The sequence below is a fragment of the Oscillochloris sp. ZM17-4 genome (assembly GCF_019599295.1).
Lineage (GTDB): Bacteria > Chloroflexota > Chloroflexia > Chloroflexales > Chloroflexaceae > Oscillochloris.
The window spans coordinates 1-12,038 of the sequence record NZ_JAIEWN010000081.1; the positions used below are offsets into that span (position 1 = coordinate 1).

The 12,038-nt window shown below is 67.8% G+C and carries 9 protein-coding genes and 1 pseudogene; all 10 read left to right on the plus strand.

The features are described from left to right. Positions 1 to 199 (plus strand): annotated as a pseudogene (locus K2Z83_RS26760) (hypothetical protein); the annotation flags it as partial. Positions 200 to 263: 64 nt separating this feature from the next. Next, complete coding sequence (locus K2Z83_RS26765) at positions 264 to 920, plus strand: LysM peptidoglycan-binding domain-containing protein (protein WP_220598225.1); 657 nt, start codon at positions 264 to 266, stop codon at positions 918 to 920. Beyond that, complete coding sequence (locus K2Z83_RS26770) at positions 913 to 2,649, plus strand: VgrG-related protein (RefSeq protein ID WP_220598226.1); 1,737 nt, start codon at positions 913 to 915, stop codon at positions 2,647 to 2,649. The genes K2Z83_RS26765 and K2Z83_RS26770 overlap by 8 nt, the downstream gene beginning before the upstream one ends. A gap of 73 nt (positions 2,650 to 2,722) precedes the next feature. Continuing rightward, complete coding sequence (locus tag K2Z83_RS26775) at positions 2,723 to 3,118, plus strand: PAAR domain-containing protein (protein WP_220598227.1); 396 nt, start codon at positions 2,723 to 2,725, stop codon at positions 3,116 to 3,118. A 241-nt stretch (positions 3,119 to 3,359) separates the two neighbouring features. Further along, complete coding sequence (locus K2Z83_RS26780) at positions 3,360 to 3,761, plus strand: GPW/gp25 family protein (RefSeq protein WP_220598228.1); 402 nt, start codon at positions 3,360 to 3,362, stop codon at positions 3,759 to 3,761. A 3-nt stretch (positions 3,762 to 3,764) separates the two neighbouring features. Next, complete coding sequence (locus K2Z83_RS26785; RefSeq protein ID WP_220598229.1) at positions 3,765 to 5,762, plus strand: putative baseplate assembly protein; 1,998 nt, start codon at positions 3,765 to 3,767, stop codon at positions 5,760 to 5,762. Positions 5,763 to 5,852: 90 nt separating this feature from the next. Beyond that, complete coding sequence (locus K2Z83_RS26790) at positions 5,853 to 6,746, plus strand: FHA domain-containing protein (RefSeq protein WP_220598230.1); 894 nt, start codon at positions 5,853 to 5,855, stop codon at positions 6,744 to 6,746. 146 nt (positions 6,747 to 6,892) lie between these two features. After that, on the plus strand, positions 6,893 to 7,483 hold the full coding sequence (locus K2Z83_RS26795) for an FHA domain-containing protein (protein ID WP_220598231.1): 591 nt from the start codon (positions 6,893 to 6,895) through the stop codon (positions 7,481 to 7,483). Continuing rightward, positions 7,480 to 11,151 (plus strand): hypothetical protein, encoded by a 3,672-nt coding sequence (locus K2Z83_RS26800; protein WP_220598232.1) that lies wholly within the window; start codon positions 7,480 to 7,482, stop codon positions 11,149 to 11,151. Before K2Z83_RS26795 ends, K2Z83_RS26800 begins: the two co-directional genes overlap by 4 nt. A gap of 269 nt (positions 11,152 to 11,420) precedes the next feature. After that, the coding region (locus K2Z83_RS26805) for a protein kinase (protein WP_220598233.1) at positions 11,421 to 12,038 on the plus strand (618 nt) is incomplete at its 3' end.

Genomic DNA, 12,038 nt, shown 5'->3' on the forward strand with positions numbered 1-12,038 from the left:
TCCCGACCTCCGCAGATCGCCCCCGGCGGTGCAGCGCGCCGAGACCGGCCGGCCCACATCGCCCGCGCAGCCCTACAGCCCTACGATGTTGCCCGACCCGCCCCCGGCCGCGCCCGCGCCCGACCTCGACGCCCTGGCGCGTCAGGTCTACGATGTCCTCAAGCGCCGCCTGGCCGCCGAGATGCGCCGCCGTGGGTAGGGGTGCGTAGGGGCGCAGCGCGCTGCGTCCTCCCCCAGCGGCAGGTTATGTGGAAGGAGATACGATGCAGAACTCAAACCTGGCGAAGGCCCTGATCATCAACCTCGACAGCGGCGAGCGCATCGAGTGCCTGTTCAACCCTAACGCCTACACCTACACCAAGCAGAACGAGTGGGTGCAAGGCGCCGGCGCCGGCCACAACATGCCCCAGCTGGAGTTCAGCCGAGGCATGCCCGCCACCCTCCAGATGCAGCTCTTCTTCGACACCTACGTGCTGGGGACAGACGTGCGCAGCGCCCACACCGAGGCGATCTGGAACCTGATGCTGGTCGACCCCTCGCTCAAGGACGCCAAGACCCAGAAGTCGCGCCCGCCCCGCGTGCGCTTCCAGTGGGGCCAGTCGTGGACCTTCGACGCCGTGATCACCGCGATCACCCAGCGCTTCACGCTCTTCCTGGGCAACGGCACGCCGGTGCGCGCCACCCTCGATGTCAGCTTCCAGCAGAGCAAGGACCCCGCCGACCTCCCGGCCCAGAACCCTACCTCGGGCGGCGAGGGCGGCGAGCGCCTCTGGACGGTCAGCGCCGGCGACACCCTGGCCTGGATCGCCTTTAAGGAGTATGGCGACTCGACGCAGTGGCGGCGCATCGCCGAGGCCAACCGCCTCCCCAGCGTGCGCCGGCTGCCGCTTGGAAAGGTGCTGGTGATCCCCAATGACTGACGCGACGCTGCTGGTCAACCCGCTGATTAAGATCGACGGGAGCACCCTCCCTGACCACGCCCAGATCGAGCAGATTGTGGTCGAGATGAGCCTGCATCTGCCCAGCGTCGCGACGATGATATTCCACGACCCGCAGCTGGAGTGGCTCGATAGCGCGACCCTTGAGCCCGGCAAGGCGATAACGATCACGATTCAGAATAACAAGCCGCTGTTCGATGGTGAGATCGTTGAGGTCGAGGCCGATCTGAGCGCCGATGGGCATCGGGTGTTCGTGCGCGCCTTCGACCGGCTCCACCGCCTGGCCAGGGGCGCCCACTCCCGCGCCTTTACGCAGGTCAGCGACAGCGATATCGTTACGACCTGCGCCGGCGATGTTGGCATGCAGTCCGAGATCGATGCGACGTCGGGACAGCACGCCTACTTCATCCAGGCTAATGAGACCGACCTGGCGATGCTCCAGCGCCGCGCCGCCGCCAACGGCTACCTGCTCTACGCCAATGGCCAGAAGCTCTGCTTTAAGGCTCCCGCTGGCGCGACCACCGTCGAGCTCGACCTGAGCGTAGACCTGATGACCTTCCGCCCCCGGATCAGCGCCGCTGGCTATATTGAGAAGACCTCGGTGCGCGGCTGGGACCCCAAGCAGAAGCAGGTGGTCGTCGGCGAGTCGCGCCAGACCAAGATCGTGCCCAAGGTCGGCCTTACCGCCAAAGACTACCTCAACCTGCGGCCCACCGGGCGCGCGGCCAACCTCGCCATCCAGGATCAGAATGAGGCCAAGCTCCTCGCCCAGGGTCTGACTGACGCCCAGATCAGCCGATTCATTGAGGCCGAGGGCGTCAGCGTCGGCGCCCCCGGCCTTAAGGCCGGGGTCTCGGTGACGATCAAGGGCGTCGGCACGCGCTTCAGCGGCACCTACTTTGTGACCAGCGCCACCCACCGCCTTGATGCGGGCTTCTACACCACCGAGTTCAGCGCCACCGGGCTCAACGCCGCCTCGGTGCTGGGCATGCTCAACGCGCCCGAGGCGGCGCCCCAGCCCCTTGGCGGCATGACGATCGGCATCGTCACCGATAACAAGGACCCCGAGCACCTCGGGCGGGTCAAGCTCAAGCTGCCGCTGCTGCTCGATGAGAAGACCAGCGCCGAGATGACCACCGACTGGGCGCGCATCTCCTCAAGCAATGCCGGCGGCGGCCGCGGCATGCTCTTCCTGCCCGAGATCAACGACGAGGTGCTGGTGGGCTTCGGCCAGGGCGACATTAACCTGCCCTTCGTGCTCGGGGTGCTCTGGAACGGCAGGGACAAGGCTCCCGGCGACAAGGGCAAGATGGTGGGCGGCGACGGCAAGGTCAACCAGCGCGTGATCTACTCGCGCACCGGCCACTACATCATGCTCGATGACAGCGACGCCGACGGCGGGATCAGCGTTGTCGATAAGAAGGGCAACAAGATCGTGCTCAAGGCCCAGGATGACTCTTTGACGATTGAGACCGCCGGCGATATTACGGTGACGACCAAGGGCAACCTGAGCATGGACGTGACCGGCGACGCCGCCTTCAAGGCCAAGGGCAATATTACGATGGAGGCCACCGGCAATCTCTCGCTGAAGGCCACCGGCAACCTGACGGCCGAGGCCACCGGCCAGGCCGATGTCAAGGGCACCGGCGGGGCCAAGCTGGAGAGCAGCGCCATTGTCACGGTGCAGGGCTCGATGATCAACTTGAACTAGCAGGCTACCGTAAGCGCGCAGCAGCGCCGCGCTGCTGCGCCCCGACAGCGATCAAGCGAACGGAGTATCACCTATGGGCCAGCCAGCGGCCAAGCAGGGCGACAAGATCGTCGCCGTGGACATCCACATCATTATGATCCCGACGCCGGGCGGGCCGGTGCCCACGCCCCTGCCCCACCCCTTCAACGGCATGATCAGCGGCGGCCTGAGCGCCAACGTGAAGATCGGCGGCATGCCGGCGGCCACCCTCGGCAGCACCGCCGACAACATCCCGCCGCACATCCCCCAGGGCGGCCCCTTCCAGAAGCCGCCCACCAACAAGGGCACGATCATCAAGGGCAGCGCCACCGTGATGATCAACAAGAAGCCCGCCGCCCGCATGGGCGACACGGCCATGACCTGCAACGACCCGGCCGACCTGCCGGCGGGCACGGTGGTCGCCGCAGGCAATGTGATGATCGGCGGGTAGAACATTTCAGTACTGTGTCGCGGTTGCCAGCGAAGCTGGCAACTGCGACACAGTACTACAGGTTTTGTTGCCGGCAACAACTCTGCGTACAGAGAGGGCGTGGGAGAGCAACGCTCTCCCACAGAAAAAACTGATGATGCTGCGGCGCGGCGTAGCCGCGCCGCAGCATCATCAGTGCAGCATGTGCCTGCTGGGCACATACTACTACAGGTTTTAGGGCGGCAGCCCTGAGGAGTACGCTGTGACAGACCCGGACTTTGTCGGATCGGGGCTGGCCTTTCCGGTAGGCGTGGACGCCCGCGGCCGCTTCGCCCTCGCCCGCGGCGGCAACGATATCGAGCAGGCCATCCGGATCATCCTGCTCACCCCCAAGGGCCAGCGCGTTATGCGCCCGACCTTCGGCTGCCAGATCCACGACCTAGTCTTCGCGCCGAACGACGCCACCACCGCCGGCCTGGCCGAGTACTATGTCCGCGAGGCCCTCACCATGTGGGAGCCGCGCATCCGCATCCGCTCCATCCTGGTCGGCCCCGACCCGGAGCTGCCCGAGCGGCTGCTGATCCGCATCGACTACGAGATCAAGTCCACCCACGACCGCCGCTCGCTCGTGTTCCCGTTCTACCGCATTCCGGGAGAGGACTAAGCTGTGCCGCTGCCTACGATCAACCTTGATGATCGCCGCTTCCAGGATATTGTCGATCAGGCCAAGCGCATGATCCCGCAGTACACCCCGGAGTGGACCGACCATAACGTCAGCGACCCAGGCGTGACGCTGATCGAGCTCTTCGCCTGGATGACCGAGATGCTGATCTACCGCACCAACCAGGTGCCGGAGAAGCTGTACCTCCAGTTTCTCGATCTGCTCGGCGTGCGCCTGGAGCCGCCCCGCGCCGCCCAGGCCCCCGTCACCTTCTACCTCTCGGCGCCCCAGCCCCACGACCTGCTCATCCCCGCCGACACCGAGGTGGCCACCGTGCGCACCGAGACCAGCCCGGCGATCGTCTTCACCACCGAGAGCGATCTGACCCTGCGCCCGCCGACGATCGCTGGCGCATTCACCCGCCCCGGCGCCCGCAGCGCCGCCTGGATCACCCACGACCTGCGCCAGATGAACCTGCCCGGCCGCCGCGTCCCCCTCTTCCCGCCCCAGCTCGCCCCCGGCGACGCCTTCTACGTCGCCCTGGAGCGCGACCACAGCCACCACATCCTGGCCCTGGTGGTCCGCTGCGAGACGGCCGGCGGCGCCGGCGTCGATCCGACCAACCCGCCCCTCCAGTGGCAGGTCTGGCAGGGCGCACTGGCCGGGCGCTGGGCGAGTTGCGAGGTCGAGTATGACGGCACCGGCGGGTTTAACCAGGACGGCGAGATCATCCTGCACATGCCGCCCATGGCCGCCGATGAGCTCCAGGGCATCTCGGCCTTCTGGCTGCGCTGTCGGCTCACTGAGGCCCAGGGCGGCGCGAACTCCTACCGGGTCACGCCCGAGCTGAGCGGCATCGAGATCGAGACCCGCGGCGGCACCGCGCCCGCCCGCCACGCCGTGAGCGTGTTTGGCGAGCGCGTCGGACGCAGCGACGGCACCCCCGGCCAGCAGTTCACCCTGATCAACACCCCGGTGCTCGCCCGCGACCCCTCGCGCGACCACCTGCTGATCGCCGCGCCCGGCGAGCCCGCCGAGACCTGGGCGGAGGTCGCGGACTTCGCCGACTCGGGGCCGGCCAGCCTGCACTATACGCTCGACAGCCTCGACGGCATGATCACCCTCGGGCCGGCCCTGCTCCAGCCCGACGGCACGGTCTATCGCTTCGGCAAGGTGCCGGTCAAAGACAGCGAGCTGACGTTCAGCCGCTACCAGCACGGCGGCGGCGTGGTCGGCAATGTGCCGAAGGGCGCGCTCTCGGTGCTCAAGAGCGGCATCCCCTATGTGGCCCGCGTCACGAACCGGGCCGGGGCCACCGGCGGGGCCAACGCCCAGAGCCTCGACGACGCCCGGCTGCGCGTGCCCCAGGTGCTGCGCACCCGTATGCGCGCCGTGACGGCCGATGACTACGAGTACCTGGCCACCCAGGTGCGCGGCGTGGCCCGGGCCTGCTGCCTGGCCCCCGCCGACCAGCCCGGCGGGCCTGAGGCCGTGCCGCCCGGCCAGGTCCAGGTGCTCGTCCTGCCCGAGATCGACCAGGTGACCGGCCAGATCGTGCCCGAGCAGCTCACGCCCTCGGCCGAGACCCTCGGCGCGGTGCAGAGCTACCTCTCCGAGCGCTGTCTGATCGGCAGCCGCATGGAGGTGCGCGCGCCGCAGTACATCTGGCTCTCCTGCCAGGTGCGCCTGCGCGTCCGCCCGCGCAGCGACGCGCTGCTGGAGGCCGAGGTGCAGCGCCTGGCATCCGAGGCGCTCTACCGCTACCTCAACCCCTTCGTCGGCGGCGCCGAGGGCAGGGGCTGGCCCTTCGGGCGCGACCTGCACGTCTCGGAGATCTTCGCCCTGCTGCAGCGCGTGCCTAACGTGGAGTTTGTGGACGAGGTGCAGGTGAACGTGCGCGAGCCCGGCCGCACCGGCGGCGCCCAGCCCGTCCTTGGCCGCCTCGACGTGCCGCCCCAGGCTCTCATCTGCTCCTACCAGCACCGGGTCGAGGTGCGGCAGTGAGGCTCTCTTCCAATCGACCGCCAAACGCGGTATGATACAGACATCACGCTGGCCTCGCCATAAGCCCCTCGTACTAGCAAGGATCGCGCCATGAGCGCAGAGTCCCCACAGCTTATCGTCCGCTTCCAGGGCCAGCTGGTGCAGCGCACGCCCCTCGCGCGGGATGTGCTCAGCATTGGGCGCACCCCCGATAACGGGCTGTCGCTGCCCCACCCGCTGATCGCCCGGCGTCACGCCGAGCTGCGCCTGGATGAGGGCCGCCTCACGCTCACCGATATGGGCAGCCGCACGGGCACCTTCATCGGCGAGACGCGCCTGCTGCCCAACCAGCCCCAGGTGCTGCCCGACGGCGCCGTCTTCCGCATCGGCCCCTTCGAGATCACGTACTACGAGTCGGACCCCGTCGAGGACGATGTGCCCAGCGAGGCCGCTGTCACCGGCCTGGGCCTCCCCGCGACGCCGCCGCGCCAGATCGCCGAGCCGCGCCCCACCTATCCCGCCCACCGCCCCGTCGGCCCCCTGAGCCGCTACCTGGCCGACCTGCCCGCGATCTACCAGGACAGCGACTTCCTCGGCCGCTACCTGATGATCATCGAGGCTGTCTGGGAGCCGCTGGAGCAGCGCCAGAGCTTTATGATGATGTACTTCGACCCGCGCACCTGCCCGGCCTCGATGCTGCCCTGGCTCTCCGGCTGGCTTGATATGCCGGTCGACCGGCTCTGGCCCGAGGGCCGCCAGCGCGCCATTCTCTCTGAGGCTATGGACCTGATGCGCTGGCGCGGCACCCGCTTCGGCCTCTCGCGCATGATCGAGCTCTCGACCGGCATCACCCCCGAGATCCTCGACGAGCCCGGCATGGCCTGGGTGATGCGCGTCCGCGTGACGGCCCCGCCGGCCCACCCGATCGACCGACAGTCCCTTGAGCTGCTGATCCAGCGCCATAAGCCCGCGCATGTGGGCTATATCTTAGATGTCCTGCCGTAAGACAAGATTTCAGATTGTAGATTGCAGATTGCAGATTTGGCCCAATAGGACACTATATATGTTTGGAACGCAGTACCCGGCAATCTGCAATCCAAAATCTGCAATCTGAAATGGCATCAGTGACTCAGTGATGTTGGGGGGATGCGATGACATCTTTCTCCGCCCTTGAACACGATCTCGACGGCGAGCAGGCCGCGCCCATCGGCGTCAGCCCGCTGCGACTCGATGTCCTCGGCCCCCAGGGCGAGACGCTTCGCAGCCTCGATCTCACCGAGCCGGTGCTCACCATCGGCCAGGCATCCGGCAACCAGCTCGTCCTCGACGCCGAGGGGGTCAGCCGCTACCACATGCGCCTCTCCCGCGACGGCGCGCGGGTGATGGTCGCGGACCTCGGCGGGCGCACCGGCACCACGCTCAACGACCAGCGCCTCGTCCCGCACACCGAGACGCCCATGGCCCCCGGCGGCTTCCTGCGGGTCGGCCCGTTCCGCCTGCGCCTCAGCGACCCGGCCGCCGCCCGCGCCGCGACCACGGCGGTCGTCGCCCCCGACGCCGTCCACAGCGCGATCGTGCTCAGCATCGCCGGCGGCCGCGAGACCCTGGAGCTGACGCCGGGCCAGCCCGCCGTGGTCGTCTTCATGCTGACGAATAACGGCGACGCCCCCGATGCCGCGGTGCTCTCGGCTGAGGGCATCCCCCCCGAGTGGATGCGCCTGCCCGAGGGCGCGGTGAGATGAGCGCGGTCAGCGCTCGCTGGACGGTGCTGCCCTTCGCGGGCGGCGAGCTTGAGCTGCGCCCGCGCAAGCGGATCGTCCGCGGCCGCGGCGCGGCCACCTACGTCCTGGCGATCGAGAACAGCGGCAATCAGCCCGACAGCTTCACCCTGCGCGTCGGCGACGATGAGCCCTCGCTCGACTACCAGCTCGATCAGAGCCGCGTCACCCTGGAGCCGGGGGCCACCGCCACCGTACGCCTCGGCGTGCAGGCCCGCGAGAACCCCACCGGCCGCGCCCAGAACTATAACTTTAGTGTGCGCGCCCAGCCCGGCGTCGGCACGCCGCTCCTCGCCACCGCCCAGCTCACCCAGCAGCGCCCCTTCCCGATCTGGCTCGTGCCGGCGATCCTGCTCGGATTCCTCGCCCTGATCGCCTCCGCCGCCGGCCTGATCTGGTGGCTCGGCCGAGGCTCCGAGGTCGCCTCGGCCAGCCAGGCCGGGATCACCCAGGTGGCTATCGATGGCGCTGACGCCCCCACCATCAGCGCCGAGATGTCGCTTGACCAGGCGCTCCAGGGCACCCAGACGGCCATCGCCCTGGCGAACCAGGTCGGCCTCCAGCAGACCGAGCTGGCCAACGCGGTCGCCGCCGCCCAGTCGCAGTCCGAGCCGACCATCCAGGCCCTGATCGCGGCCCTCCAGGCCGCCCAGGCCGGGCAGACGGCGGAGGCCGCCCAGGTCGCCGCCCAGGCCGCCGCCGCCCAGCAGGCCGCCGCCGCCCAGCTCTCGCCCGCCCAGCAGGCCGCCGCCGCCGTCCAGGCCGCGCTCCAGGCCGCCGGGATATCCCCTAACGGCTCGACGAACAGCCAGGCCGCCCAGCCCACCTACACGCCCTACCCGACCTACACGCCCTTCCCGACGACGACCCCGACGACGACCCCGACGGCATCGACCACCCCGCTGCCGACGGTGCCCGCCGGCGTGACCGCCACCACCGCCCCGCCGCCGCCGCTCTCGAAGATCGTCTTTGTGACTGTGCCGAATGGCGCGGTCTCGACTGCCGGGCTGCCGCTCAGCTGGTCGCCCGCCGTGCAGATCCAGAATCAGACCACGAACCAGCCGATCACTAACTACACCGGGATCGTCACCCTCTCGATCCTCACCGACGGCTGCACCCAGAGCCCGGCCCGCCTGAGCAACCTGAGGGGGACGCTCCAGCTCAGCTTCTCGAACGGCCAGGCGCTCTTCAATAACGCGATCATCGAGTGCGCGGCCACGTACACGCTCCAGGCCTCGGTGGTCGGCCTGACCTCGGCGATCAGCGACTCGTTCACGGTGATCGCCGGCGCGCCCTCGGCGGTGAGCGCCAGCTTCGACCCGGCGATCACCGCTAAGATCCCCGCCGAGTCGCCGCTGCCCCCCCTGCTCGTCAAGGTTGTGGACGCCTATGATAATGTCGTCGCATCTAACGCCCAGGTCACGGTTGCGCTCAAGGCCCCCGAAACCAGCTCCGACGCCGTCCTCAACGGGGCGCTCGCGACGACTCTGTCCGCCGGCCAGGCCACCTTCAGCGGCCTGAGCGTCGACCGGATCGGCAAGGGCTACAGCCTGCGCGCCACGGTCGGCACGCTGGTCGGGATGAGCCCGATCTTCAACATCGGCGCGAACCAGCTCATCGTCACGGTGCGCAGCCCGCCCTTTGTGGCTAACACCAAGACGATCAGCGTGACGGTGGCGGCGATCGATGGCCTGGGCACCGCCGACCAGGAGTTCCGCGACCCGGTGACGATCGCGATCACCAGCACCCCCGCCCTCCCCGGCCTGCTGCTCACCCCCGACACCGGCGGCAACCTGCGGCTCAACGCCAAGCTCGGCACGATCACCTTTAAGAGCCTGAGCGTCAACTTCGTCGGCTCGTTCACGATCACCGCCTCCGGCGGCGGCCTGGCTGGCGAGAGCGACCCGTTTACGGTCACCGCCGACAAGCTGCGCTTCGCCACGCAGCCGCCCAACACCCCCGCCGGCGAGCCGCTGATCTTCACCGTGGAGGCCGGCGACGGCGTGCGCCGCGACCCGACCTTCAACGGGTCGACATGCAGCTTTACCTTGGACGCGAATCCGCCCGGCGGGACGCTCTTCTTTGGCGATCCGGCGGTCAACCCGATCACCCTGCCCATGAATGCGGGCACGACCACGCTCACGAAGACCAATGATCTCCACCTGCGCACCCAGGGCGCCGGCTACAGCATCCGCGCCACCTGCACGCGCACAGACCTCCCTGATCTGGTCGCGACCAGCGCGCCCTTCGCGATCACCGGCGGGCTGGCGAAGAGCCTGACGATCAGTGGCCCGGCGGCCACCCGGCCCGCCGACGCCAGCCTCAGTATGACGGTCACCGCCCTCGATCGCTGGGGCGACCCGACCAATACGTTCACTGGGACGATCACGCTTACGCTGAAGCAGAATGGCAGCACGGTAAACTTCCTGCGCGATGGAGCTGGGGCATCTGTTGGCGCAGTGAATAAGACGATGACGAATGGCCTGCTTACGGTCGGCACCCTGTCAGTGCAGAAGGTGAGCAACGGCCAGCTCTACACGATCGAGGCCAGCGCCGCTGGCATTGTCCCAGTATCCACTACGCCGTTTGCGATCACCGCCAGCCAGTTGCTGGTAGCCGGGCTGCCGGCCATCCAGAAGGCCAACACGCCTCTAGGCACGGTGGTGATCAGCGCGACCGATAGCCTGGGCACGGTTGATGCGACCTTTAATGGGAATATCAATCTCACGCTGAATGATCTTGATCCGGCGAATACTGGGCTGAACGGCACGCTACAGTTCGCGCAGTCAGGCGTAGCTCCACCATCAAATACGACCATTACGCTGACCGCCGCCGCTGGCCTGGCCACGGCCACCGATCTGAGCGTGAACCGGATCGGAAAGAACTACACCCTGAGCGCCGCGATGGCCGGACTGACAACTGGCACCTCCACGGCATTTACCATCATCGGCGATCGGCTGGGCTTCTCAGCTAAGCCAGCGGCCGGGTCATTTGTTGCGGGAACAAATGTCGGAACAACAACCATCCAGGCCGCAGATGGCCTGGGCAACTTCGATCTCAGCCTGGCGAGTCTGGTCTCGCTGAAGCTTAGCGCGGGGGCGCCAGCGGGTGCGACAATCTGGGGCACCGACAGCACCGGCACGCTCGTGACTGACACGCTGACTCTGAACCCAACGGCGGGTATAGCGACGGTGAGTGACCTGAAGGCGAATAAGGTTGGCGGCGGCTATGTTCTGCTGGCCCAGAGTACCGGCCTTACTACGGGCGATACATCTACTTCGCCTTTTAGCGTTTCCTTTGGCGCCGCGTCTAAGATTGTGATCGTGAGCGTGTTCAATAACTTCTCCTTCCCGGCTTACTACATCTACTTTGGCTACCTGGAGGTACATGATCCGTTTGACAACCTGGTGCCTACCTGGTCAGCGCTGATAGACTCGACCGTAACCCCGAACTCAGCGCTCTTTCCCGACTATGGGCCGCCATATGGCAATATTGCAGGAGGGACAGGCTACTGGTATGCCTATGTCAATACGAACGCACCGAACCCGGCGGTAGATGTGACTGTGACCCTGCAGAGTACGTTTAACACCGTCACTATAAGCTCTGCGCCGATCACATACACTGTCCCGTAAGGGTCAGCTCTATTGCGCCACGGCTCGGTGCCCTTCACGCTGTTCGCGTTCGCGTCATTCGCGATCTTCGTGTTCGTGTCCTCCGCCACGTTTCGCGTCTTTCGCGATCCAAACGGCATCGCGTCATTCGTGATCCAAACGCCCGCCCGGCACCGCGCCCATCGCGGCCCAAGTGCCCGCCCGCGTCAGCGTCGCCGGCACCATGCGACTCAGCACGCACCTCAGTGGCTCAGCCGCCCGCTCATTCCGCTCAGTGATCTAAGGAACGCATGGCACAGGCGCAGGACACCGCAACCCGGCTCGGCTCGACCCTCGGCCCCTACCGGCTGGAGGAGCTGATCGGTCGCACCGAGACCGGCGACATCTACCGGGCCGAGGACCGCGAGGACGGCACGCCCTGGCTGCTCAAGCTCGTCCACGCCGAGCTGTGCGCCATGCCGGGCTTCCGCGCCGCGCTGCGCCAGCAGGCCATGTTCCTCGCGGCCCTGGAGCACCCGCACATCGCCCAGGTCGCCCGGATCGACGAGGACGGCGAGCGCTGCTTCATCGCGATGGGCTGGCAGCCCGACGGCACCCTGCGCCGGCTGCTCGGCAGGCGCGGCTCCCTCGCGGAGGATCTGCCCCTGGCCGTCGACCTGGCCGCCCAGATCGCCGAGGGCCTGGCCTTCGCCCACGAGCAGGGCTTCGTCCACGGCAGCCTCTCGCCCGAGGACGTGCTGCTCTCCCGGCGCGACGACGGCGGCTACACCCTGACCATCAGCGACTTCGGCCTGGCCTGGCTCCTGCTCGACTACGGCGTGGACTCCGGCCCCTGGGACGACTCCCTGGTCTACGCGCTCACCCCCGAGCGCTGCCGCGGCCTTGAGCCCGACGCCCGCGGCGACCAG

Excerpts from the sequence above, each read along its gene's own strand:
- K2Z83_RS26795 (WP_220598231.1), top strand. The coding sequence starts at position 6,893 with ATGACATCTTTCTCCGCCCTTGAACACGATCTCGACGGCGAGCAGGCC.
- K2Z83_RS26765 (WP_220598225.1), top strand. The coding sequence starts at position 264 with ATGCAGAACTCAAACCTGGCGAAGGCCCTGATCATCAACCTCGACAGC.
- K2Z83_RS26775 (WP_220598227.1), top strand. The coding sequence starts at position 2,723 with ATGGGCCAGCCAGCGGCCAAGCAGGGCGACAAGATCGTCGCCGTGGAC.
- K2Z83_RS26770 (WP_220598226.1), top strand. The coding sequence starts at position 913 with ATGACTGACGCGACGCTGCTGGTCAACCCGCTGATTAAGATCGACGGG.
- K2Z83_RS26790 (WP_220598230.1), top strand. The coding sequence starts at position 5,853 with ATGAGCGCAGAGTCCCCACAGCTTATCGTCCGCTTCCAGGGCCAGCTG.
- K2Z83_RS26800 (WP_220598232.1), top strand. The coding sequence starts at position 7,480 with ATGAGCGCGGTCAGCGCTCGCTGGACGGTGCTGCCCTTCGCGGGCGGC.